The organism is Caballeronia grimmiae (assembly GCF_022879615.1).
Lineage (GTDB): Bacteria > Pseudomonadota > Gammaproteobacteria > Burkholderiales > Burkholderiaceae > Caballeronia > Caballeronia grimmiae.
The window spans coordinates 162,626-184,860 of record NZ_CP084271.1 but is presented as its reverse complement, the minus strand read 5'-3'; the positions used below and the strand labels follow the sequence as shown (position 1 = coordinate 184,860).

General features: G+C 62.4%; 21 protein-coding genes, 1 pseudogene and 1 riboswitch. Of the genes and pseudogenes, 9 read left to right on the top strand and 13 right to left on the bottom strand.

What is annotated here, in order from left to right; genetic code table 11:
- Nucleotides 1-116 precede the first annotated feature (116 nt).
- The 7 genes and pseudogenes from LDZ21_RS00850 (at nucleotide 117) to LDZ21_RS00820 (ending at nucleotide 6,042) form a co-directional block, all read left to right on the top strand.
- Nucleotides 117-1,343, top strand: a complete 1,227-nt coding sequence (locus LDZ21_RS00850) for a lipopolysaccharide biosynthesis protein (RefSeq protein ID WP_244793833.1) — start codon at nucleotides 117-119, stop codon at nucleotides 1,341-1,343.
- A 29-nt stretch (nucleotides 1,344-1,372) separates the two neighbouring features.
- A complete protein-coding gene (pseB, locus tag LDZ21_RS00845) occupies nucleotides 1,373-2,374 on the top strand; it encodes a UDP-N-acetylglucosamine 4,6-dehydratase (inverting) (RefSeq protein WP_244793832.1) in 1,002 nt (333 codons plus the stop codon).
- A gap of 1 nt (nucleotide 2,375) precedes the next feature.
- Nucleotides 2,376-3,531, top strand: a pseudogene (gene pseC, locus LDZ21_RS00840) (UDP-4-amino-4,6-dideoxy-N-acetyl-beta-L-altrosamine transaminase).
- Nucleotides 3,528-3,803 carry a cytidylyltransferase domain-containing protein gene (locus LDZ21_RS00835; RefSeq protein ID WP_244793831.1) on the top strand — a complete coding sequence of 92 codons (276 nt, stop codon included), beginning with the start codon at nucleotides 3,528-3,530 and terminating at the stop codon, nucleotides 3,801-3,803. The pseudogene pseC and the gene LDZ21_RS00835 overlap by 4 nt, the downstream one beginning before the upstream one ends.
- Nucleotides 3,724-4,134: a WecB/TagA/CpsF family glycosyltransferase gene (locus LDZ21_RS00830; protein ID WP_244793830.1), complete on the top strand. Its 411-nt coding sequence runs from the start codon at nucleotides 3,724-3,726 to the stop codon at nucleotides 4,132-4,134. Before LDZ21_RS00835 ends, LDZ21_RS00830 begins: the two co-directional genes overlap by 80 nt.
- A gap of 14 nt (nucleotides 4,135-4,148) precedes the next feature.
- On the top strand, nucleotides 4,149-5,543 hold the full coding sequence (locus LDZ21_RS00825) for a right-handed parallel beta-helix repeat-containing protein (protein WP_244793829.1): 1,395 nt from the start codon (nucleotides 4,149-4,151) through the stop codon (nucleotides 5,541-5,543).
- A 7-nt stretch (nucleotides 5,544-5,550) separates the two neighbouring features.
- Complete coding sequence (locus LDZ21_RS00820; protein ID WP_244793828.1) at nucleotides 5,551-6,042, top strand: GNAT family N-acetyltransferase; 492 nt, start codon at nucleotides 5,551-5,553, stop codon at nucleotides 6,040-6,042.
- 22 nt (nucleotides 6,043-6,064) lie between these two features.
- On the opposite strand, the gene LDZ21_RS00815 is transcribed toward LDZ21_RS00820, so the two are convergent.
- The 11 genes from LDZ21_RS00815 to LDZ21_RS00765 all read right to left on the bottom strand — a co-directional run bounded on the left by LDZ21_RS00815 (nucleotide 6,065) and on the right by LDZ21_RS00765 (nucleotide 17,331).
- Complete coding sequence (locus LDZ21_RS00815; protein ID WP_244794734.1) at nucleotides 6,065-7,141, bottom strand: TraB/GumN family protein; 1,077 nt, start codon at nucleotides 7,139-7,141, stop codon at nucleotides 6,065-6,067.
- A gap of 55 nt (nucleotides 7,142-7,196) precedes the next feature.
- Complete coding sequence (locus LDZ21_RS00810; protein WP_035962272.1) at nucleotides 7,197-8,201, bottom strand: peptide ABC transporter ATP-binding protein; 1,005 nt, start codon at nucleotides 8,199-8,201, stop codon at nucleotides 7,197-7,199.
- Nucleotides 8,198-9,229, bottom strand: a complete 1,032-nt coding sequence (locus LDZ21_RS00805; RefSeq protein WP_052005671.1) for an ABC transporter ATP-binding protein — start codon at nucleotides 9,227-9,229, stop codon at nucleotides 8,198-8,200. The genes LDZ21_RS00810 and LDZ21_RS00805 overlap by 4 nt, the downstream gene beginning before the upstream one ends.
- Before the next feature lies 1 nt (nucleotide 9,230).
- Complete coding sequence (locus LDZ21_RS00800; RefSeq protein ID WP_035962270.1) at nucleotides 9,231-10,148, bottom strand: ABC transporter permease subunit; 918 nt, start codon at nucleotides 10,146-10,148, stop codon at nucleotides 9,231-9,233.
- Nucleotides 10,149-10,158: 10 nt separating this feature from the next.
- Nucleotides 10,159-11,169, bottom strand: a complete 1,011-nt coding sequence (locus LDZ21_RS00795) for an ABC transporter permease subunit (protein WP_035962268.1) — start codon at nucleotides 11,167-11,169, stop codon at nucleotides 10,159-10,161.
- A gap of 122 nt (nucleotides 11,170-11,291) precedes the next feature.
- Nucleotides 11,292-12,923: an ABC transporter substrate-binding protein gene (locus tag LDZ21_RS00790; protein WP_244793827.1), complete on the bottom strand. Its 1,632-nt coding sequence runs from the start codon at nucleotides 12,921-12,923 to the stop codon at nucleotides 11,292-11,294.
- Nucleotides 12,924-13,161: 238 nt separating this feature from the next.
- The gene (gene metF / locus LDZ21_RS00785) at nucleotides 13,162-14,001 is read right to left on the bottom strand and encodes a methylenetetrahydrofolate reductase [NAD(P)H] (protein WP_035962263.1); all 840 of its coding nucleotides are present in this window, start codon (nucleotides 13,999-14,001) and stop codon (nucleotides 13,162-13,164) included.
- Between the two features lie 28 nt (nucleotides 14,002-14,029).
- On the bottom strand, nucleotides 14,030-14,383 hold the full coding sequence (locus tag LDZ21_RS00780; RefSeq protein WP_035962261.1) for a phage holin family protein: 354 nt from the start codon (nucleotides 14,381-14,383) through the stop codon (nucleotides 14,030-14,032).
- 83 nt (nucleotides 14,384-14,466) lie between these two features.
- Nucleotides 14,467-15,888 carry an adenosylhomocysteinase gene (ahcY, locus tag LDZ21_RS00775; protein ID WP_244793826.1) on the bottom strand — a complete coding sequence of 474 codons (1,422 nt, stop codon included), beginning with the start codon at nucleotides 15,886-15,888 and terminating at the stop codon, nucleotides 14,467-14,469.
- A 32-nt stretch (nucleotides 15,889-15,920) separates the two neighbouring features.
- A riboswitch (S-adenosyl-L-homocysteine riboswitch) is annotated at nucleotides 15,921-16,062 on the bottom strand.
- Nucleotides 16,063-16,132: 70 nt separating this feature from the next.
- Nucleotides 16,133-16,855, bottom strand: a complete 723-nt coding sequence (locus LDZ21_RS00770) for an LrgB family protein (protein WP_035962430.1) — start codon at nucleotides 16,853-16,855, stop codon at nucleotides 16,133-16,135.
- A 17-nt stretch (nucleotides 16,856-16,872) separates the two neighbouring features.
- Nucleotides 16,873-17,331 (bottom strand): CidA/LrgA family protein, encoded by a 459-nt coding sequence (locus LDZ21_RS00765; protein WP_404980550.1) that lies wholly within the window; start codon nucleotides 17,329-17,331, stop codon nucleotides 16,873-16,875.
- A gap of 122 nt (nucleotides 17,332-17,453) precedes the next feature.
- On the opposite strand from LDZ21_RS00765, the gene LDZ21_RS00760 reads away from it, so the two are divergent.
- Complete coding sequence (locus LDZ21_RS00760) at nucleotides 17,454-18,383, top strand: LysR family transcriptional regulator (RefSeq protein ID WP_244793825.1); 930 nt, start codon at nucleotides 17,454-17,456, stop codon at nucleotides 18,381-18,383.
- 86 nt (nucleotides 18,384-18,469) lie between these two features.
- Here the strand turns inward: LDZ21_RS00760 and LDZ21_RS00755 are convergent, their stop codons facing one another.
- Together LDZ21_RS00755 and LDZ21_RS00750 are read right to left on the bottom strand one after the other, a co-directional pair.
- Entirely contained in the window at nucleotides 18,470-19,918 is a 1,449-nt protein-coding gene (locus tag LDZ21_RS00755; protein ID WP_244793824.1) for an OmpA family protein, read from the bottom strand.
- A complete protein-coding gene (locus tag LDZ21_RS00750) occupies nucleotides 19,846-20,169 on the bottom strand; it encodes a DUF937 domain-containing protein (protein ID WP_244794732.1) in 324 nt (107 codons plus the stop codon). Before LDZ21_RS00750 ends, LDZ21_RS00755 begins: the two co-directional genes overlap by 73 nt.
- Before the next feature lie 339 nt (nucleotides 20,170-20,508).
- Between LDZ21_RS00750 and LDZ21_RS00745 the strand changes: the two genes are divergently transcribed.
- On the top strand, nucleotides 20,509-22,218 hold the full coding sequence (locus LDZ21_RS00745; RefSeq protein ID WP_244793823.1) for an isovaleryl-CoA dehydrogenase: 1,710 nt from the start codon (nucleotides 20,509-20,511) through the stop codon (nucleotides 22,216-22,218).
- Nucleotides 22,219-22,235: the final 17 nt, after the last annotated feature.

The window sequence follows — 22,235 nt, the reverse complement described above, 5'->3', positions numbered from 1 at the left end:
TTCGGAGTACGCAGCCCGTGAGGTTAAATAGGGTGCGTGCTGTCGAGCATCTGCGCAATTGCCTCATGGCGAGTGGACCCCGAGCGGCCCACGGGATGCTTCGCGCGCCCGGTTTCATGAGAGTCGCGAATGTATCGCTGCGCGTGCTGACCCTGGCGAGCAAGTTTGTCCTGCTGCTCGTCATGGCGAAGTTTCTGACGCTGATCGAGGTCGGCCAGTACGGAGTGCTCGTTGCAACGATTGGCTATGCGCTGTTCATTCTCGGGCTGGATTTCTACACCTACAGCACCCGGGAGATGCTTCGCGTCGACCGGACCGTTTGGCCATCCTTATTGCGGAATCAGGCCGCGTTCTTCGCGGTCTGTTACGTGACGATGCTGCCGGTGTTCTATCTCACACTGAAGTGGTCGAACGCATTCTCCGAACGGCTGGCGCTCTGGTTTCTCGTGCTCGTTGTCCTCGAGCATGTCGCGCAGGAAATGAGTCGCCTTTTGGTCGCGATAGCGCGCCCTGTCGCCGCCACGGTTCTCGGATTTCTCAGAGGAGGAATTTGGGTATTCGTGTGCATTGCATTGATGATCGCAGAGCCGTCCCTCAGGAATGTCGACACCGTTCTTATCACTTGGGTTTGCGGAGATCTCTGCGCCGTCTGCTTCGGCCTGACATGCATTCGCGGCTTGCCATGGGCCGGAGCCCAAAGACGGCCTGTCGACTGGCCGTGGATTTGGCGAGGCATGAAGATCTGCATCCCTCTTCTCTTGGCAACGCTGGCAATCCGCGGGCTGTCCGTGTTCGACCGCTATTTGCAGGGATACTTCGCCGGTGAGGAAACGCTCGGCGTGTACACGTTTTATGCGACCGTAGCCAGCGCCATACAGGCGTTTCTCGATTCCGCCGTTTTCTCGTTTCAGTATCCGTGTCTCGTCAAGGCCGCGCAAAGTCAGGACAAGTCCGCGTTCGTCGCGGCGGTCAGACAGTTGACGCGCGCAACAGTGTTCACGATGACCGGGCTCTGTTTCATTGCCTTGATCGGAATCAAACCAGTTCTCGCGTTAGTGAACAAGCCGATATATGCGGAGCATTTCGGAATGTTCCTTTGGATCCTCTCGGCAGTGGTGCTCTTCTCATTGAGCATGATTCCACATTACGTGCTGTATGCGACCCGGCGCGATCGGGCCATTCTCGCAGCGAATTTGAGCAGCATGGTCGTATTCATTGCAACTGCACCGTTGCTCGCGCCGCATTTCGAGTCCCTCGCGATCCCAATCGCTCTTACCGCTGCATTCGGAAGCATGTACGCGTCGAAGCTCGCGCTTTGCCGGTACTTCCGTGAGTTCGCATAAATCCGCATCACTCTGAAATTTCGAAGAATATGTTTAACGATAAATCTATCCTCATCACTGGCGGTACCGGCTCGTTTGGCAAGAAATACGTCCAAACGATCCTCGCGCGCTATAAGCCGCGGCGTCTCATCATTTTTTCGCGAGACGAACTCAAGCAGTTCGAGATGCAGCAAGAGTTCAATGCTCCGTGCATGCGCTATTTCATTGGCGATGTGCGGGACTTCGACCGTCTTTTGCAAGCAATGAACAACGTGGACTTCGTCATTCACGCCGCAGCCCTCAAGCAGGTTCCCGCGGCGGAATACAACCCGATGGAATGCATCAAGACGAACATCCACGGTGCCGAGAACGTCATTCGCGCAGCACTGGCGAACAACGTCGAGAAGGTGATCGCCTTGTCAACGGATAAGGCGGCGAATCCGATTAACCTCTATGGCGCGACAAAGCTCGCCTCTGACAAGCTTTTCGTTGCCGCCAACAACATCTCGGGCGGTCACCGGACTCGGTTCGCCGTCGTCCGCTACGGGAATGTGGTCGGGTCCCGTGGTTCCGTCGTACCGTTCTTCAAGCAACTGGTTACGGCCGGTGCGGCTGCGCTGCCAATTACGCATCCCGATATGACGCGCTTCTGGATAACGTTGCAGCAAGGCGTTGATTTCGTGCTCACCAATTTCCAACGGATGCACGGCGGCGAGATTTTCGTTCCGAAGATCCTGTCGATCAGGATTCTCGATCTCGCTCGCGCCATCGCACCGGAAATGGATACGAAGATCGTCGGGATTCGTCCGGGTGAGAAGCTGCACGAAATCATGTGCCCCGCAGACGATTCGCATCTGACGATCGAGTTCGATGATCACTACGTGCTGAGCCCGACGATCACGTTCAGTGCCGGCGCACGCGACTTCAGTCGCAACGCGCTCGGTGAAAATGGGCGCCCGGTCAAGCAAGGATTCGAATACAACTCGGGATCGAACGGTCACTTCTTGTCGATCGAAGAGATCGGCGAATTCGACCAACTGGCGCAGGCATAGCATGATTCCGTACGGCAGACAGGACATCACGCAAGCCGATATCGACGCAGTAATCGACGTTTTGCGCTCGGACTTTCTCACACAAGGTCCGGCAGTGCCGAGCTTCGAGAAAGCGATAGCCATGCGAGTCGGAGCGCGCTTCGGCGTAGCGGTGAACAGCGCGACATCGGCACTACATATCGCTTGCCTGGCCCTCGAGTTGGGTGCGGGTGATCGTCTATGGACGACCCCTATTACTTTCGTCGCTTCTGCGAACTGTGCACGATATTGCGGCGCGAAAGTCGACTTTGTGGATATCCACCCGGTCACCTACAACATCGATGTCCGAGCGCTCGAACTGAAGCTCCAACACGCGCGCAAGCTAGGCGAACTGCCGAAGATTCTGGTCGTCGTTCACCTCTGCGGCCAGCCGTGCGATCTCGAAGCCATTCACGACCTGAGCCGGCAGTATGGATTCCGGGTGATCGAAGATGCCTCACATGCGATCGGCGCTTCCTATAAAAACGCGCCGATTGGAAACTGCCTATATTCGGATATCACCGTCTTCAGCTTTCATCCGGTGAAGATCATCGACCGGCGAAGGCGGAATGGCGATGACGAATGACCGGCAACTCGCGAGCCGGATGGAGTTGCTGAGGAGCCATGGCATCACGCGTGATGCAGGCTCGATGACGCAGGAGCCGGATGGTCCCTGGTATTACCAGCAGATCGATCTCGGGTTTAACTACCGGATGATGGACCTGCAAGCCGCGCTCGGGCTTTCGCAACTGACGCGACTCGATACTTACGTTAGCCGCCGCAAAGCTATCGCGGCTCGCTATGACAGGCTCCTCGAAGCACTGCCCGTTCAGACGCCGTTGCAAATCACCGATGCGGAGTCGGCATGGCATCTCTACGTCATTCGCCTGCGTCTCGATCAAACGACGCGCGCGCGAGCGGATCTCGTGCAGGCTTTGCGTGCTGCCGGAATCGGCGTGAATGTCCACTATATTCCGGTACATACGCAGCCGTACTACCAGTCGCTCGGGTTTCGGGCGGGAGACTTCCCGGAAGCGGAGCGCTATTACCGTGAAGCGATCAGCCTTCCCCTGTATCCGGCCATGACGGATGCACAGCAGGACACGGTTGTCGATGCGCTCACTGAGGCACTGTCATGACGACCGTGGCCATCATTCCGGCGCGTGGCGGCAGTAAGCGGATCGCCGGCAAAAATACGAAGCTCTTCGGCGGCAAGCCAATCATCGGCTGGGCAATCGAAGCGGCGTTGCGCGCGAGTTGCTTCGATCGCGTCGTGGTCTCGACCGACTGCGAGCGGATCCACGCAGGCAAACCTCGACCGCGCGATTTCGGTGCTGGTCGAGAGGTTCCCTGCACTCAACGTCTGCGGCAGCCGGAACGGATATTTCCTGTGCGACCTCGATCGGATTGATGCGCTTCGCGACGTTTTGGATCCCAAAGCAAATGTGTTAATTTGTGGCATGGGATCGCCGTACCAGGAACGTTTCCTTCACGAGCTTCGCAAGCTTGGCTGGAGAGGAACGGCCTATACGTGCGGCGGCTTTCTTCATCAAATGGCTAAGAAGGGCGCGCGTTATTATCCTGCCTGGATCGATCGCCTCCAGTTGCGCTGGGCCTATCGAATCTATGACGAGCCGACGTTGTTCAAACGGTACTTCTTCGGTTATCCGGTAGCCGTCTTTTTTGTCATCAAAGATTGCGTCGGCTTTGCGATGAGCAGACTTTCGAGATCTTCCGCATGAGTCGCAGACGGTTAATGCTTAAGTCGCTGTTCGCATTTCCGTTGTGCGTAGCGGGCGTAGATGCGCTTGCGCAGTCACGTGACCCGGTCGGAGAACCGGCCGTAGCGGAGCTGGAGGTCGAAGCCGCTTCGCTGCAGTCCACCGGTGTTCGCCACGATGCGGACAACCTGGATGTTCTTCGTATGCGTTCCGACCTTTCGGCTTACGCGGGGCAGGCTCGTCGTATCTTTGTACGATACGCCGCTTCGTCAACGCCACCGGAAGGGCGGTTCCTTTACCGCGATGACGGCGGTCAGCACACCGAGCCGGGCCTGACGGACGCGCTGGGAAGAACCTGGTTCGCCGATCGTCGAAAATTGGTAGACGTCAGGCGTTTTGGCACGGCCAAGGACAATGACTACACGTCATTGCTTATGCGCGCATTAGAAGAACCGGATGTCTACGCGTGGATTCCTCCAGGGTTACGTGCGTCCGTCATTGATGCTGCGTTGCCTTCCAACGCGACGATGGTCATCGACGGCACGGTCGAGATGCCGCCCAGCGCACCGATGCGCGCAGCGATATTCACAAATGCCGATCCGGAACGGGGAAACTCGCACATCTCGCTTGTCGGCAACGGCGGAATCAACGGTGCGAAGGCGCTTCAGGCAGCTCAAGCGGAACATGAGTTGATACGCTTGACCAACTGCTCGTCGGTAGCGATAGATCTTGCGCGGGCAGGTGGAAACCGCTTCTCGCCTGCTACACGTGAGCGATCGGGCGCTGCAGTACATGTGCTCGGAGGGCGGAATCACCTGGTGTCGATCGATCGGCTAGAGGACTATGGCCGGGAGGGCATCTGGCTCTCGGATGTGAGCGACAGCACGGTCTGCGATACCGAAACGCACGGTGGGGCCGAAAGCTGGAGCGGTGTTCAGGTGGGCGGCCCAAGCTCCGCGCGAAACCTGATCTCCAAAGTTGCGACTTACATCGCGGGCGCATCGGGCATCGGCTGCGACTCGAGGCAGTCGCTGGTTGTGGACTGCAGTAGCCATTCCAATGCATATTTCCACGGATTCAACTTCGGACATGCGGGGCAGCCCGCCGACGATACAACCGGTCTAAGGCTTCTTTCGACTAACGCAGGAACCAGAGGTACTGCAGGCGCTGACTTCAACGGCTTCAGCATCGTCAATGGAAGTCGACGAGTGCGGCTGGTTGACTGTGTAGCCAAGGGGGCCTTCAAAGATGGTTTCAGCACTTCCGCTGGCGCGGACGAATCCATGCTCGTTCGTTGCCATGCTTCGGGGTCGGGACGCTATGGAGTCAATGCATACGGCGCAACGGTCGTCGCACAGAATTGCAGCTTCGATTCGAATGCGGGCGGATCCGTCTCGCCTCCGGGTAGCGGCCGCGTCGTGGTCCGCTGAGACGCACATGTCAGGCTCGATGCTGTGTATTGAACAAGAGAATCCTTACATGTTGACGTTACGAAAGGCCACTGCCGAAGATTCGGAACTGCTTTACAAGTGGAGAAACGATCCGATCACACGAGACGCGAGTCACGATACCTCGGAAATTCCCCGCGATCGACATGAGCGCTGGTTGGCCCAGAGCCTCGCCAATCCCCGACGGCTGATATTCATCGCCGAGGAACGCGGGCGTCCTGTCGGAACAGTGCGCGTTGACCACGGACTCGACGGAACGGCCGAACTCTCCTGGACCGTTGCTCCCGACGCGCGTGGCGGGGGAGTTGCAACACGCATGGTCCGGCTCGTGGCAGATGATATTTCCTGCGAATGTCCGATTCGCGCGGAAGTCAAGAGTGGGAATGACGCGTCGGTGAAAGTGGCCAACGCTGCCGGAATGTATCTGCTCAAAGAGGATCAGGACGTCTTGCACTTCTATCGGGAAGCGTCGGCCAAGTAATCGGAAGCCGAAGCGACGATATTCACCCCCCCACCACCACAAACCCCCTCCTCCTCAACAACTCCAGCACCCCGCGCTCGCCACCAAGATGCAACGCCCCGATCGCCACGAACACCGGCCGATCGGGCGCCGCCAGCCCCACGATCCGTTGCACGAACCGCCGATTCCGCTCATACACCACGCGGTTATCCACCTGCGCCGCCAGCGCCTTCGACCGCGCCAGCTTCGAGCTCTTGGCATCGTCCCAAGCCTTCAGTGCATCCGCATCGCCGATACGCCACAGCCGATGCAACTCCTTCACATCGGCGATATTCTCCGCCGAGGTTTGCACGAGATCCTGCGCCAGCATCTCCCGCTGCTGCGCCGACGATAGATGCGTAAACGTCGATATCTGCTCGTTCAGCGTCTCAAGCCCAACAATTCTCCCCCGCACGCGCAAATAAACATTCTGCAACTGCGCCTCCGTGCCGTACTCGCTCTGAAACCCGGCCTTCAGCGTGTCATAGGTTTGAATCAGCATCGACGCGAGCCACGGCCTCGTATGACGCAGATTCTTCAGCGCAACAGGATTGCCGCGCATGCGCGCCTCGACCTTCTTCCACATCGAATCGGGCAAATAGTCGATCAGACATTCGCTTCGGCACATGCCGTAGCGGTTCACATCGTCTTGGGAGAGCAGCAGTTCGTCGGGGGAAATTTCGAGCGCCAGTGTCGGCGATGCATACAGCGCCGCGAGGATCGGCTTGCGAAAAGGCTGTTCAGGCGGATAGTCGGTCGGGAAACCGACGTGCAACGTGCCGAGCAGATAGATCGTCGTCGCGCCTTTCGTGGCGACATAGAACGGCATGCGCGCCGGTTCCGCGCGCACGGGCCCGCTTGCCGTCGTGCCGTCGGAGCGGTCGACTGGAACGACCCGAGCCGGCGTCGCGGGCGGTGCCGCCGATGCCGGAACCTCCGTCGCGCTTGCATCGCCCGCGGGTTGAGGCGTGCCGCCGGGCGGACTGCGCGATCCCGTGACCGCGAACGCCACCGTAGACAACGCGAACAACAGCGCCAGCGCGTACGCCACGACGCCAGCGCGCCGCGCGAGCAGCGCCATGCCACAGGACACGAAGCGGCGCGTCCGGTCGATCAACCGGCGCGCCGCCCGCGATTCAGGCTTCGGCTTCACCGACCTCCTCGGCGCGATGACACGACACCTGGCGGCCATCGACGACACGCAGCGCCGGTTCTTCCACCCGGCATCGCTCGATCGCATACGGGCAGCGCTGATGGAACGTGCAGCCCGACGGCGGATTCAGCGGCGACGGCATCTCGCCCTGCAGCTTGATCTTGATGCGCCGATCTTCCTCGAACAACGCAGGCGTCGCGGACATCAGAGAACGCGTGTACGGATGTCGCGGATTCGCGAAGATCGTCTTCTTGTCGCCCAGCTCCGCAATGCCGCCGAAGTACATCACCATCACGTCGTCGGCGATATGCTCGACCACCGACAGATTGTGCGAGATGAACACGTAGCTCGTGCCGAACTCCTGCTGCAGATCCATGAAGAGATTCAGAATCTGCGCCTGAATCGACACGTCGAGTGCCGACACCGGTTCGTCCGCCACGAGAATCTGCGGATCGAGAATCATCGCCCGCGCAATTGCCACGCGCTGACGCTGTCCGCCCGAGAACATGTGCGGATAACGCGACGCATGTTCGGGCCGCAGGCCAACGGTGCGCATCATCTTCGCGATACGTTCCGCACGTTCCGTCGACGAGAGCTTCGTGTTGATCGCGAGCGGCTCGCCGAGCGTCTGCTCCACCGTCTTGCGCGGATTCAGCGAGGCAAACGGGTTTTGAAACACCATCTGCACGCGTTGGCGCAAATCCGCGATCTTCGCCTTGCTCGCGCCGGCCACGTCTTCGCCGTCGATCAAAAGGCGGCCCGACGTCGGCGCTTCGATCATCGTCAGCTGGCGAGCAAGCGTGGACTTGCCGCATCCCGATTCGCCGACGACCGCGAGCGTGCGCCCGCGCCGCAATTCGAACGACACGCCGTTCAGCGCCTTCACCGTGCCCTGCGTGAACATGCTGCGCTTGACCGAGTAATGCTTCGTGAGCTTGTCGGCGGCCAGCACGATGTCCTGATTGAGTTCCTTCGGTATCGCGTTCATCGCGCGCCCTCCCCGACGATCTGTGCCTCGCGCTCCGCGCGCACCGCCTGCTTCACATCGCTTGCGACATTGAGCGGCTTGATGCAGCGCGCACGCACCGCAGGATCGTTCCAGTCGAGTTGATACAGATGCGGCCGGCCCTTCCAACAGTCATCGACGGCATACTTGCAGCGCGGCGCAAACAGACACCCGCTTGGCCGATCGTCCCGCCCGGGCACCATGCCCGGCAGCGCCGCGAGACGCGCCGCGCCGCGGCTATGCTCGGGAATCGCGGCCAGCAGCGCTTCGGTGTACGGATGATGCGGCTCGCTGAAAATCGCCGGCACATGATTCGTTTCGATGATCTCGCCCGCGTACATCACCGCCACGCGCTGCGCCACTTCCGACACCACCGCGAGATCGTGCGAAATCAGCACGAGCGCCATGCCGCGTTCCTTCTGCAGGCGCACGAGCAGTTCCATGATCTGCGCCTGAATGGTCACGTCGAGCGCGGTGGTCGGCTCGTCGGCGATCAGCAGCTTCGGATTGCACGCGACCGCCATCGCGATCATCACGCGCTGGTTCATGCCGCCCGACATCTGATGCGGGAACGCATCGATGCGGCTTTTCGCATCCGGAATGCCGACCTGATCGAGCAACTCGAGCGCACGCTTGTGCAACGCATCGCCGCGCAAACCTTCGTGCAGCTTGAGCACTTCCTTGATCTGATAGCCGACGGTATAGCTCGGGTTCAGGCTCGTGAGCGCGTCCTGAAACACCATGGCGATGTCCTTGCCGATGATCCTTCGACGCTCGCGCGCCGACGCCTTCAGCAAGTCCTTGCCGTCGAACGTGACCTGATCGGCGGTGACTTTGCCGGGCGCATCGATGAGGCCCATCAGCGCCATCATCGTGACGCTCTTGCCCGAGCCGGATTCGCCGACGACGCCGACCACTTCGCCCGGCGCCACCGACAGGCTGATGCGATCGACGGCCTGCGTGCCGCCGAAGGTCACCTGCAGGTTACGGATAGTCAATAGATCGTTCATGTCATCCCATCCGTTTCAGTTTCGGATCGAGCGCATCGCGCAGCCCGTCGCCGAGCAGGTTGATGACGAGCACCGAGATCAGAATCGAAAGACCGGGCATCGTCACGATCCACCATGCGCTTTCGATGTAATCGCGCGCCGATGCCAGCATCGCGCCCCACTCCGCAGCCGGCGGCTGCACGCCGAGGCCGAGGAAGCCGAGCGCGGCGGCATCGAGAATCGCGGACGAGAAACCGAGCGTCGCCTGCACGATGAGCGGCGCGGCGCAATTCGGCAGCACTTGCGAGAACATGAGCCGCACGGTGCCCGCACCCGCGACGCGCGATGCCGTCACGTATTCCTTCTGCAATTCGCCGAGCGCCGATGCGCGCGTGAGGCGCACATAGCCCGGCAGCGCGACGATCGCGATGGCGAGCATCGTGTTGACGAGCCCCGGCCCGATGATCGCCACGACAGCGACCGCGAGCAGCAGCGACGGCAGCGCGAGCAGCACGTCCATCACGCGCATGATCGGCGTATCCAGCCAGTTGAAGAACGCGGCCATCAGACCGAGCACGACGCCCGGAATCAGCGCGAGCACCACCGACACGAAGCCGATCCAGAACGACAGCCGCGCGCCGTACATCAGGCGCGAGAGAATGTCGCGGCCCGCTTCGTCGGTGCCGAGCAGGAACATGCGATTGCCGCCTTCGAGCCACGCGGGCGGGATCTTCACATAGTCGCGGTATTGTTCGATCGGGCTATGCGGCGCGATCAGCGGCGCAAAGATCGCGACCAGCATGAGCGCAATGACGATGACGCCCGCCACGACGGCGCCGCGATTGCGCGAGAAGTTCGCCCAGAACTCGCGCGCCGCGACCATGCGGCCGGACGGCGGCGTCAGCGCACCGGGCGGGAGATTGTTTTGAACGTCAGCCATTCGTGTGTCCTCAGCGAGTATGGCGAATGCGCGGATTCAACACGCCGTAGAGCAGATCGACGACCAGATTCACGACGATCACGAGCGATGCGATCATCAGAATGCCGCCTTGCACGACCGGATAGTCGCGCCGCGAAATCGCGTCGATCAGCCACTTGCCGACGCCCGGCCACGAGAACAGCGTCTCGGTCAGCACCGCGCCCGCGAGCAGCGTGCCGACCTGCAAGCCGATCACGGTGACGACCGGAATGAGCGCGTTGCGCAGCGCATGCACGACGACCACGCGCAACGGCGACAAGCCCTTCGCGCGCGCCGTGCGGATGTAGTCCTCGCGCAGCACTTCGAGCATCGACGAGCGCGTCATGCGCGCGACGACCGCAAGCGGAATCGTGCCGAGCACGATGGTCGGCAGGATCAGATGCGACAACGCCGACGTGAACGCGCCTTCATCGGTCGAGAAGAGCGAGTCGATCAGCATGAAGCCCGTGACGTGCGGAATGTCGTACTCCACAGCGATGCGTCCCGACACGGGCGTCCATCCGAGCTTCGCGGAGAAGAACATGATGAGGATCAAGCCCCACCAGAAGATCGGCATGGAATAGCCGGTGAGCGCGGTGCCCATGACGCTGTGATCGACGACCGTGCCGCGTTTGAGCGCCGCCGCGACGCCAGCCGGCAGGCCGACGACGAGCGCGAAGATCATCGCGCAAATGGACAGTTCGACCGTGGCCGGAAAGCGCGCCAGAAACTCGCCCATCACGCTCGTATTCGTGATGATGGACGTGCCCAGATCGCCCTTCAATGCATGGCCGACGTAAGTGAGATATTGGAGCGGAAGCGGCTGGTCCAGCCCCAGGCGCTTCATGGCTTCGGCGTGCATCGCCGGGTCCACGCCCCGCTCGCCCATCATCACTTCGATGGGATCGCCCGGGATCAGGTGGATGAGCGCGAACGCGAGAATCGTAATGCCGATGAACGTCGGTATCACCATTCCTATGCGTCGCAAAACGAATCGGAACATGATCGCCCTTTGATATCGTTCGTGGGGTAAATACGTAACCGGCGGCCGGATCGTTTCGATCCGCGCCGCCGGCCCTGTTGCGACTGATTATCGTCTAGTGCAAAAAGCGTTCCGTCAGCAGATTACTGCATGCCGACGCCATCGAAGCGCACGTAGCCGAGCGGCTCGATCCTCATGTTCGTCACCTTCTTGCTGACCGGCTGATAGACGGTCGAATGCGCGATCGGCGAGAACGGCAGTTGTTGCGCGAAGATCTGCTGCGCGTCGGTGTAAGCCTTCGTGCGCGCGGCGACATCGGTGGTCGAGCGGCCCTTCACGACGAGATCGTCGAACGGCTTGTAGCACCACTTCGAGAAGTTGCTGCCCTTCACGGCATCGCAGCCGAGCAGCGTGCCGAGCCAGTTGTCGGGATCGCCGTTGTCGCCGGTCCAGCCGATCAGCAGCGCATCGTGTTCGCCCGCGTGCGCGCGCTTCAGATACTCGCCCCACTCGTAGGACACGATATTCGCCTTCACGCCGATCTTCGCCCAGTCGGCCTGAATCATTTCGGCCATCAAGCGAGCATTCGGGTTATAGGCGCGTTGCACGGGCATGGCCCACAGCGTGATCTCGAAACCGTTCGGGAAGCCTGCCTTCGAGAGCAGTTCCTTGGCCTTGGCGGTGTCGTACGGGTTCGTCTTCAGGTTCTTGACGTAGGACCACTGCGTCGGCGGCATCGGTGCGGTGGCCGCTTGACCCGCGCCCTGATACACGGAATCGATGATCGCCTTCTTGTTGATGGCCATGTCGAGCGCGCGGCGAACGTCGGCGTTGCCGAGGTCCTTCTTCGTCACGTTATACGCGACGTAACCTTCGTTGAAGCCGGCCTGCGACGGCGTGTCCACGTTCGATGCCGACTTCAGCGCGGAGATGTCGCCCGGGCGCGGATAGCTCATCACCTGGCATTCGTTGCTCTTGAGCTTCTGCACGCGCACGGCGGCATCCGGCGTGATCGAGAAGATCAGCTTCGAGATCTGCACCGCGTTCGGCTTCCAGTAGTCCGGATTGCCATCGAAGCGGATGGTGGCGTCCTTCGTATAGCTGCGGAAAATAAACGGACCCGTGCCGAGCGGATACTGATTGATGTCGGAGGCCTTGCCGTCCTTCAGCAGCTTGTCCGCGTATTCCGCCGAGAGAATGGACGCGTATTCCATCGCCATGTTCTGGATGAACGGTGCGCTCACTTCCTTCAGCGTGAACTTGACGGTGTACGGATCGACCTTGTCGATCTTCGCGATCAGCTTGTCGAGGCCGAGGTCCGTGAAGTACGGGAACTGCGCGTTGTACGCCTTGCGGAACGGATGGTTCGCATCGAGCATGCGGTTGAACGTGAAGAGCACGTCGTCCGCGTTGAATTCGCGCGTCGGCTTGAAGTACGACGTCGTCTGAAACTTCACGCCGTGGCGCAGATGGAATGTGTAAGTCAGGCCATCGGACGAGACTTCCCACTTTTCGGCGAGACCCGGTTCGACCTTCGTGCCGCCGCGCTCGAATTCGACGAGGCGGTTGTACACGGTGAACGTGTTGGCGGTGAAATCGGTGCCTGTGGTGTATTGCGCGGGATCGAAACCGGCGGGGCTGCCTTCGGAGCAGTAAATCAGTGTCTTGTTCGGGATTGCCGCGTTCGCAGCGCTCGCCGCGAACAGCGTTGCCGTAGCGACAGCGCCCATGAGCGCCGACAAGCGGGCGGCTCGCAACAGGCCAATTTTCTTCATGTTTCCTCCAGGTCAGTGCCGGCTTCTGGCCAGCGTAGCGCGATCTTACTTGATCGCGTCCTCCGCCTTGTTAGCGGACGAAAAAACCGGGCGCAACACTAGCACGAACAAATATGACGCCGATACGCGGTTTTCCCCAGTTTCGGAAGGAGCAAAGGCGTGTGGCGGGATGCGTTGATGCGGGAGAGAAGAAGAACCGCGCGGCGAGCGCCGCGCGGGTGATGCAAACAACGAAAAATCAGGCTTTGCCGAAGCCGAGCCGCTCGCAGATCGTCTTCGTCGCGGCCGCACCGTTCAACGTATAGAAATGCAGGCCCGGCGCGCCTTCATCGACGAGACGGCGGCACAAGCCCGTCACCACGTCGAGACCGAACGCGCGAATCGACTCGCGATCGTCGCCATAGCTTTCCAGCCGGCGCGCGATCCACTTCGGCACTTCCGCGCCGCACATGTCGGAGAAGCGCATCAGTTGCGAGAAGTTCGTGATCGGCATGATGCCCGGCGTGATCGGCACATCGACGCCGAGCTTCTTCGTTTCGTCGATGAACTCGAAGTACGCGTCGGCGTTGAAGAAGTACTGCGTGATCGCGGCGTTCGCGCCCGCTTTCACCTTGCGCGCGAAGTTCTCGAGATCGGCGCGCGGCGAACGCGCTTGCGGATGAAACTCCGGATACGCGGCCACTTCGATGTGGAACCAGTCGCCGTGCTCCTGGCGGATGAACGCCACGAGCTCCGACGCATAGCGCAGTTCGCCGACTTCGCCCATGCCCGAAGGCAGATCGCCGCGCAGCGCGACGATATGGCGAATGCCGTGCTCGCGATACGCGCCGAGAATCGCCCGCAGGCTTTCCTTCGACGAGCCGATGCACGAAAGATGCGGCGCCGCCTCGAAGCCTTCCGCCGCCATTTCGAGCACGGTGTCGAGCGTGCCTTGCTGCGTGGAGCCGCCCGCGCCGAAGGTCACGGAGACGAACTTCGGCGAGAGCTTCGCCAGTTGCGCGCGCGAAGCCCGCAACTTGTCCACGCCTTCCTGCGTCTTCGGCGGGAAAAACTCGAATGAGAGTTCGATCGGTTTCATGTTGGTGTGTGCGCGGGAAGCGCGGCGGCTACCCGAAGTTGCGCTGCCCGAAGATGAGCGCCGACAGCAGCCACGAGACGATGCTGTACAGAATCGAGCCGAAGAACGCGGACCAGAATCCCGATACTTCGAAGCCCTTCAGCAAGGACGAGCACAGCCAGAAGCACAGCGCATTCACCACGAGGATGAAGAGGCCGAGCGTGAGGACGGTGACCGGCAGCGTAAGGACGATGAGGATCGGGCGCAGCACCGCATTGATCAGCCCCAGCACGACCGCGATGATGAGCGCCGTGCCGAAACTGCGTATGTGAATCGACGGCACCAGATATGTGATGATCAACAGCGCGAGCGCATTGATCAGCCATGTCAGCAGCACGGTCATCGAGGTTCTCCGGGATGGTCGTCGTTAGGCGCAACGGCGCGCGGATGCACGAGGCGCCCGCGCGCGACAGCCGCCGCGTCCGATTAATAGCGGTAGTGGTTCGGCTTGAACGGACCGTTCTTTTCTACGCCGATATAGCCGGCCTGCTCATCCGACAGCACGGTCAGTTCCGCGCCGATACGGCCGAGGTGCAGGCGCGCCACCTTCTCGTCGAGTTGCTTCGGCAGCACGTAGACCTTGTTTTCGTAGTGGTCGCCACGCGTAAACAGTTCGATCTGCGCGAGCGTCTGGTTCGTGAACGAGTTCGACATCACGAACGACGGATGGCCCGTCGCGCAGCCCAGATTCACGAGACGCCCTTCGGCCAGCAGAATGATGCGCTTGCCGTCCGGGAAGATGATGTGATCGACCTGCGGCTTGATGTTGTCCCACGTGTACTGGCGCGTGGACGCAACGTCGATTTCGGAATCGAAGTGGCCGATGTTGCAGACGATCGCGTTGTTGCGCATCGCCTTCATGTGGTCGTGGTTGATGACGTGGTAGTTGCCCGTCGCCGTCACGAAGATGTCGGCCTTGTCGGCGGCATATTCCATCGTGACCACGCGATAGCCTTCCATCGCTGCCTGCAGCGCGCAGATCGGATCGATTTCGGTGATCCACACGGTCGCGCCCAGACCGCGCAGCGATTGCGCGCAGCCCTTGCCCACGTCGCCGTAGCCGGCCACGACCGCGATCTTGCCCGCGATCATCACGTCGGTTGCGCGCTTGATGCCGTCCACGAGCGATTCGCGGCAGCCATACAGGTTGTCGAACTTCGACTTCGTGACCGAATCGTTGACGTTGATGGCCGGGAACGGCAGACGGCCTTCCTTCTCCATCTGATACAGGCGATGCACGCCCGTCGTCGTTTCTTCCGTCACGCCCTGGATGTGCGCGAGGCGCGTGGAGTACCACGTCGGATCGGCGTCGAGGTGGCGCTCGATCGACTTGTACAGCGCGACTTCTTCCTCGTTCGTCGGCTTGGCGATCACCGAGCGATCCTTCTCCGCCTTCGAGCCAAGGATCAGCAGCAGCGTTGCGTCGCCGCCGTCATCGAGAATCATGTTGGCGAATTCGCCATTCGGCCATTCGAAAATGCGGTGCGAGAATTCCCAGTATTCGTCGAGCGATTCGCCCTTGAACGCGAACACCGGCGTGCCGCCATTGGCGATCGCGGCGGCAGCGTGATCCTGCGTCGAGAAGATGTTGCACGACGCCCAGCGCACGTCCGCGCCCAGCGCCTTCAGCGTTTCGATCAGCACGCCGGTCTGAATGGTCATGTGCAGCGACCCGGCGACGCGCGCGCCTTTCAGCGGCTGCTGCACCTTGTACTCTTCGCGGATCTGCACGAGGCCCGGCATTTCCGTCTCGGCGATGTCGAGCTCTTTGCGGCCCCATGCGGCGAGCGACATGTCGGCGACGACGAAATCTTTGGTGTTTTGGGAATCGAGAACTGCGGCGTTCATCACGCCCTCCTTTTCTAAAAAGACTAGAAATGTTGACGTGAGCGCCGTTCGAATGCGGTGGCTCTGCGTGCGCGTTCAGTGCTGAAGCGCCTTCGAACCGTCCGGATTGAATGCCTCCGAGCCTGGCAGATGGTGCTTTTCAGCGAACCGTCCGTCGCAACGCTCCTCGGGGGCGAAGGTCGATTGTAGCAAAGTCTTGTGAGATGGTTTGGCTCTTGATGCGCCGATTTTGTCGCGCGCTTGCTTAGAACGGCAACACTTGCAGCAAGGGCGCGAGCAGCACCATCACGACGCCCGCGATCATCATCGTGAGACTGGAGACGACGCCCTCTTCGCTCCCCAATTCGCGCGCTTTCGCGGTGCCGACGCCGTGCGCCGCCGCGCCGAACAATGCGCCACGTGCGAGCCGCGTGCGCAGCGGCACCAGCGCGAGCACGAGTTCGCCGAACAGCATGCCGCATACGCCCGTCGCGATCACGAAAAGCGCGGTGAGATCCCTGGAAGCGTGAATCTTGTCGGACACGGCGAGCGCAAACGGCGTCGAAACCGAGCGCGTCGCGAGGCTGCGCTGCAATTCCGGCGACAGATGCAGCAGTTTCGCGAGCGCGAGCGATCCGCCGACGCCCACGAGAATCCCGACCGTCACGCCGACCGTCAGCGAAATCCAGTGACGCTTGAGCAACGCGCGATACTCGTAGATCGGCACCGCGAACGCAACGGTCGCGGGACCGAGCAGCCACATCAGCCAGCGCGTGTCGGCGAAATAGACGGAATACGGGATGCGCGCGGTCACGACGATCAGCGCGAGCACCGCCGGGACCGCCAGAAGCGGCGTGAGCCACGGGCTTTTGTAGCGCGCGTACAGGCGCTTCGACGCGAAGTACAGCGCGACGGTCAGCACGAAGCACCCCGCCGCGATCAGCCGGCCGGCGTCGTCACCGAAAAGGGAAGCGTAGAAGTGGCTCATCGTCGCTTGGTCGCCGATCACGCACGCGCCGCGTGGCGGGCGACAAGCGCGCGCCGCAGCGCAAGACGCCGCTCGAGCCGTGCCGCGCGGTCGACGGCGAAGGCGACCGCGACCATCACCATCAGCGTCCCGCCGACGACGACCAGCGCGAGCCGCCAGCCGTCTTCCTTGAACAGCCCGCCGTATTGCACGACGGCGACCGCCGCCGGGATGAAGAACAGCAGCATGTCGGCGAGCAGCCAGTCCGCGCCGGCCTTGACCCAACGCGGTGCGATGCCGCCGCTCATCAGCAGGATCAGCAGCGCGACCAAACCGACCACACTGCCCGGCACCGGCAACGCCAGCGTGCGCGCGACGAAGTCCGCAGCGAACCAGATTGCGGCAATGCCCGCCGATTGCACCGCCACGCGAACGAACCGCGCGGCGCTGGCGCGGGTGTTCATTACGGGCGTTTGATTCGAGAGGACGGCGGACATGGCGTATTCCGGTAGAAGAATGACTAGGGTTAACCTTGAGTCCGAGTATATGGGCTGCCTTTCCATAAAAAAAATGACTTAAAATTATTTGCATCATTCCGATCTGGAATCCGGAGGCTGCGATGGAATTGCGTGCACTGCGTTACTTCGTCGAAGTGGTGAAGCAGAAGAGCTTCACGACGGCGGCCGAGCACATGTTCGTCACGCAGCCGACGATCAGCAAAATGGTGAAGGCGCTGGAAGACGAGGTCGGCTCGCCGCTGCTGCTGCGCGAGGGCCGGCAGATGGTGCTGACGGATGCGGGGCAGATCGTGTATCAGCGCGGCATCGAAGTGCTCGCGGCTCATGCGCGGCTCGAAGCCGAACTGAACGACCTTGGCACCTTCGGTCGCGGGGCGCTCACCATCGGCATTCCACCGATGGGCGGCTCGCTTTTCACGCCCGCCATCGCGGCGTTTCGGCAGCGGTATCCGAAAGTCGAGCTGAAACTGTTCGAGCGCGGATCGAAAGCGATCGAAGCCGCGTTGATCGAAGGTGAACTCGAACTGGGCGGCGTCTTGCAGCCGGTCGATACCGACATGTTCGACGTGCTGCCCGTCAGCCGCCAATTGCTGTGGCTCGTCGCGCAGAAAGGTTCGCGCTGGGAGGACATGCACGAAGTGCCGCTCGCCGATCTCGCCGCCGAACCGTTCGTGTTTTACGGGGAAAGCCTCGCGCTCAGCGATGTCGTGCTGCACGCCTGCCGCGAGGCGGGCTTTTCGCCGACGATCGTCGGCCGCAGCGGGCATTGGGATTTCATGGCGGCGCTGGTGCAGGCGGGCGTTGGCATCGCGCTGCTACCCGCGCCGTATTGCCGCCGCCTCGATACGGAGGCGTTCACCTGCCGCCCGGTGGTCGCGCCCGAGATTCACTGGGACATGGCGGTCGGCTGGCGGCGCAACGGATATCTGTCGCATGCGGCGCGCGCCTGGATCGAAGTTGCGCGCGAAACCTTGCCCGCGAATCTGGATCAGGACTTCATGGCCGATGGCCTGGCCCGCGGACGCCGCTGAAACGCGGCCCTGAAAGCGAAACGCGCCGGAACCGCCAATGGCGGCCCGGCGCGTGAATCAGCACGGGAACGGAACAGGAAGCCGAATCAACGCACTTCGTGGAACTCGATCCGGCGATTTGCCATGCGTCCGGCACGCGTCGTGTTGCTGGCGATCGGGCTGGCTTCGCCGAAGCCTTGCGCCGTGAGCGAACTTGCCGGAATGCCGTGCTTGACCAGGTAGGCACGCACCGCTTCCGCGCGCTTCTTCGACAGCGCCACGTTCAACGCCGGACTGCCGGTGTTGTCCGAATAGCCGGCGATCTCCAGCTTGATCGGCGACACGCGTTCGTCGCACGCCTTGAGCGTCTTGGCGGATTTGGCGAGCGCGGCCATCGCGGCGGCGGGAGGCGTGTTCGAGCCGATGCGGAAGTTGATCGGCTGCAGATTCAGCGTCCGGGCGATCGCCGGCGCGGTGCACGCTTCGGAATTCGCCGCGACGGAAACGGCGGAGGCAGCCGATGCAGCCGATGCCGGCGCATCGACGCTGCCCTTCGCAGCACCGATGTGCCAGCCCGAGCCCAACAGCGACGTCAGCTTGGCCGCCCAGCCGAGCTTCGCGTCGGCGGCGGGGCCTTCCAGTTCGATGTTGTCGCCCGCGATGCGCACGCGTGCGCCCGGCAGCTTCAGCACGGGAAGCAGCTTGTCGAGCTTGCCGATCCACGCGGACGGCTTCGTGTCCGGATCGACCGTCACGTTTGCGTGGAACTTGTCCGCACCGAGCGCGGACGACAATGCAGCGATCAGGCGTTGCCGCTCTTGCTCGCTGCCGACCTTGGCGGTGAGCGTCGGCACGCCGGACGCGTCGACCGTGAAAGAAGCCACCGCGTCCTTGCCGGCCGGCAGCGCCGGCACCGAAGCCTGAACCGGCGCGGATGCGGACGCATCCACGGCGATCGCGGCGGTCGAATCAGCCGTGGAATCCGACGCGGCCGAAGCGTCTGCTTGCGCATCGGCGGCCTGTTCCTTCGGCTTGTCGTCGGTCGAGCAGCCACGCGCGACGAGCGCCGCGAACAGCGCGAGCGCCGCCGCATTCGCCACCCACAGCCATTTGCGCTTGCCCGACGTGTCTTTCGCTTCGTCGTCCGCTTCGGGCGCGGCCGGGCGATCGCTATGAATCGGGAACGCCGCCGCTTCATGCGTCGCCGGATGCTCCAGATGCGACGACACCGCCTTCAGCCGTGACGCCACTCCCGCGAGAAACGCGCCGACGGAGCCGAGGCCGAGCGCCTGCGCGAAGGAGTCCGTCATGTTTGCGCGCACGACGGGCAGTTGATGCCCGAGCAGCGTCGGCAAGGAGCCGACCTGCCCGTTGTTCTGCGTAAAGTAGCGTTTCAGCAGCCCGAGGATGGTGGCCCCCACCACGCCCGTCAGCGTGCGGGTCGCGCCCGCCGCGACGCCGGTGTGCTCGGCGATGCGCTCACTCAGCAAGTCGAGGCTGTCGTGCGACGCAACCGCGCCTTCCACCGACGCACCCGTTGCCAGCAGCGACTGCATGCCTTCGTCATGGACGACGAAGCGCGGCGTTCGTCGGCGATATGCGTGTTCACGCTCGGCGACATGACCGATGCGAAGAGGTTGCGCGCGCCATCGAGCGACGACGCCTTGTTCATCATCGAGCCGATGAGCGCAGGACCGCACAACGAGATGACGCGCTTGGCGGATTCCGGCGTGCAGCCGACGCGTGAAGCGAGCTGCTGCAACACGCTTTCGTTTAAAGCGCCCTGCACCAATTGATTGAGGTTCATGCTCATTGCGGTTACTTCCTGAAAAGGCGTGGTCGCGCGGGCGATCGTGCCCGGCAAGTCGAGCCGATTATAGGTTCGCGCGACACCCAGTCAGCGTGGACGCCTAAACAATCGGAATTCTCTCAGCGCGCAACGCTTTCAGACTGCGCCCAAGAAAAGTTGACGATCTGTGACAACCGCGCCGCCACGCCCGGCCCGATTGAAGAGAGCGATGCCTCTACACTCCAGCCGAAAGCACGGCCTATGATGGATGAATTCGAGATGGCGACGATGGACCGGGCGACTGTCGCTTGGAAAAGACAGCGCCGTTGCCGCGTCACCGACGACGGAGACCGACGCATGGATTCGCCCTTGGCTGGCTCACACGATCACCCTTTCGGCGCGACACATCACGTGACCAACCAGGCGCCGCCGCTTTGCGATTACGACGCTTTCGCCGCCGATTGCGCGCTTGCCGCCGCCGTCGAACGCGAGGGCGCGCAGTGGCATGCCGGCGCGCTGTCCCGCGATGGCCGCGCGCTCACGCAGCCCGATGTGCTCACGCTCGCGGACCTCGCGAACCGCCACGCGCCGGAGCTCGCGACGCACGATTCGCGCGGCGAGCGCATCGACGCAATCGAGTTTCATCCGGCGTGGCACGAGTTGCTGCGGCGGCTGCGTCACGAGGGCCTGCAGGCGCTTCCGTTCGAACCGCAGGCGCGCGCCGGTTCGATGGCCGCGCGCTGCGCAGGCTACTTCCTGCATGGCCAGCTCGAATCCGGGTCGCTGTGTCCGATCACGATGACCTTCGCGAGCATTCCCGTTTTGCGCAACGAACCGGCGCTTTATGCGCGGCTCGCGGGGCCGTTGCTGTCGCGCGAACACGATCCGCGCGACATTCCGCTGGAAGCCGGCAAGCGTTCGATGATGATCGGCATGGGCATGACCGAGAAGCAAGGCGGCTCGGACGTGCGCAGCAATCGCACGCGTGCGCATGCCGTCGATGGAGGCGGCGGGCGCGGCGGCGCCTATCGGCTGATCGGCCACAAGTGGTTCTTCTCGGCGCCGCAATGCGACGCGCATCTCGTCCTCGCGCACACCGCCGACGAAGGCGGGCTGTCGTGTTTCTACGTGCCGCGCTTTGCGCCGGACGGACGCAAGAACGCGGTCCACGTGCAGCGGCTGAAGGACAAGCTCGGCAATCGCTCGAATGCGAGCAGCGAAGTCGAATTTTTCGATGCCTACGGTGTGATGATCGGCGATGAAGGGCGCGGCGTGCCGACGATCATCGAGATGGCGAACTTCACGCGGCTCGACTGCGTGATCGGCAGCGCGGCGCTGATGCGTGCGGCGCTCGTGCAGGCCATTCATCACGCGCGGCATCGAAGCGCGTTCGGCGCGCGGCTCGTCGATCAGCCGCTGATGCGCAATGTGCTGGCGGACCTCGCGCTCGAATCGGAAGCGGCGACGCTGCTGTTCATGCGGCTCGCGGGCGCGTTCGAGCAGAGCGCGGCGGGCAGCGCGCCGCACGAGCGCGCGTGGCGGCGCATCGTGACGCCCGCGGCGAAATTCTGGGTGTGCAAGCGCGCGCTCGAATTCACCGGCGAGGCGATGGAAGTCTGGGGCGGCAACGGCTACGTCGAAACCGGGCCGATGGCGCGTTTCTATCGCGAAGCGCCGGTCAATTCGATCTGGGAAGGCTCCGGCAATGTGATGTGCCTCGACGTGCTGCGCGCGTTCGAGCGCGAACAGGACGCCGCCCACGCGCTTTTCGACGACTGGCGCGAGACTGCGGCGCGGCATTCGGCGCTTGGCGCGGCGTTGCAGGGACTCGTCGCGATGCTGACGGGCGACCCCGCGTCCCGCGAAGCGTCGGCGCGCGGCATCGCGCAGCGACTGGCGTTATGCGCGCAAGGCGTGCTGATGGCGCGGCATGCGCCGGCGGACGTGGCGCAGGCTTTTATCGACACGCGGCTCGGCGATGCGCGCGGCGATACCGGGCGGGTGTATGGGACGTTGCCGGCGCGGTTCGATCACGAGGGGATCATGGCGCGGGCGTTTGCGGGGTAGCGCGCAGCGGTGCAGCC

What these genes read in the sequence shown, in the direction of transcription:
- LDZ21_RS00850 (WP_244793833.1), top strand. Translation starts at nt 117, where the DNA reads ATGAGAGTCGCGAATGTATCGCTGCGCGTGCTGACCCTGGCGAGCAAG.
- pseB (WP_244793832.1), top strand. Translation starts at nt 1,373, where the DNA reads ATGTTTAACGATAAATCTATCCTCATCACTGGCGGTACCGGCTCGTTT.
- LDZ21_RS00835 (WP_244793831.1), top strand. Translation starts at nt 3,528, where the DNA reads ATGACGACCGTGGCCATCATTCCGGCGCGTGGCGGCAGTAAGCGGATC.
- LDZ21_RS00825 (WP_244793829.1), top strand. Translation starts at nt 4,149, where the DNA reads ATGCTTAAGTCGCTGTTCGCATTTCCGTTGTGCGTAGCGGGCGTAGAT.
- LDZ21_RS00820 (WP_244793828.1), top strand. Translation starts at nt 5,551, where the DNA reads ATGTCAGGCTCGATGCTGTGTATTGAACAAGAGAATCCTTACATGTTG.
- LDZ21_RS00815 (WP_244794734.1), bottom strand. Translation starts at nt 7,141, where the DNA reads ATGGCGCTGCTCGCGCGGCGCGCTGGCGTCGTGGCGTACGCGCTGGCG.
- LDZ21_RS00810 (WP_035962272.1), bottom strand. Translation starts at nt 8,201, where the DNA reads ATGAACGCGATACCGAAGGAACTCAATCAGGACATCGTGCTGGCCGCC.
- LDZ21_RS00805 (WP_052005671.1), bottom strand. Translation starts at nt 9,229, where the DNA reads ATGAACGATCTATTGACTATCCGTAACCTGCAGGTGACCTTCGGCGGC.
- LDZ21_RS00800 (WP_035962270.1), bottom strand. Translation starts at nt 10,148, where the DNA reads ATGGCTGACGTTCAAAACAATCTCCCGCCCGGTGCGCTGACGCCGCCG.
- LDZ21_RS00795 (WP_035962268.1), bottom strand. Translation starts at nt 11,169, where the DNA reads ATGTTCCGATTCGTTTTGCGACGCATAGGAATGGTGATACCGACGTTC.
- LDZ21_RS00790 (WP_244793827.1), bottom strand. Translation starts at nt 12,923, where the DNA reads ATGAAGAAAATTGGCCTGTTGCGAGCCGCCCGCTTGTCGGCGCTCATG.
- metF (WP_035962263.1), bottom strand. Translation starts at nt 14,001, where the DNA reads ATGAAACCGATCGAACTCTCATTCGAGTTTTTCCCGCCGAAGACGCAG.
- LDZ21_RS00780 (WP_035962261.1), bottom strand. Translation starts at nt 14,383, where the DNA reads ATGACCGTGCTGCTGACATGGCTGATCAATGCGCTCGCGCTGTTGATC.
- ahcY (WP_244793826.1), bottom strand. Translation starts at nt 15,888, where the DNA reads ATGAACGCCGCAGTTCTCGATTCCCAAAACACCAAAGATTTCGTCGTC.
- LDZ21_RS00770 (WP_035962430.1), bottom strand. Translation starts at nt 16,855, where the DNA reads ATGAGCCACTTCTACGCTTCCCTTTTCGGTGACGACGCCGGCCGGCTG.
- LDZ21_RS00765 (WP_404980550.1), bottom strand. Translation starts at nt 17,331, where the DNA reads ATGTCCGCCGTCCTCTCGAATCAAACGCCCGTAATGAACACCCGCGCC.
- LDZ21_RS00760 (WP_244793825.1), top strand. Translation starts at nt 17,454, where the DNA reads ATGGAATTGCGTGCACTGCGTTACTTCGTCGAAGTGGTGAAGCAGAAG.
- LDZ21_RS00755 (WP_244793824.1), bottom strand. Translation starts at nt 19,918, where the DNA reads ATGCAGTCGCTGCTGGCAACGGGTGCGTCGGTGGAAGGCGCGGTTGCG.
- LDZ21_RS00750 (WP_244794732.1), bottom strand. Translation starts at nt 20,169, where the DNA reads ATGAACCTCAATCAATTGGTGCAGGGCGCTTTAAACGAAAGCGTGTTG.
- LDZ21_RS00745 (WP_244793823.1), top strand. Translation starts at nt 20,509, where the DNA reads ATGGATTCGCCCTTGGCTGGCTCACACGATCACCCTTTCGGCGCGACA.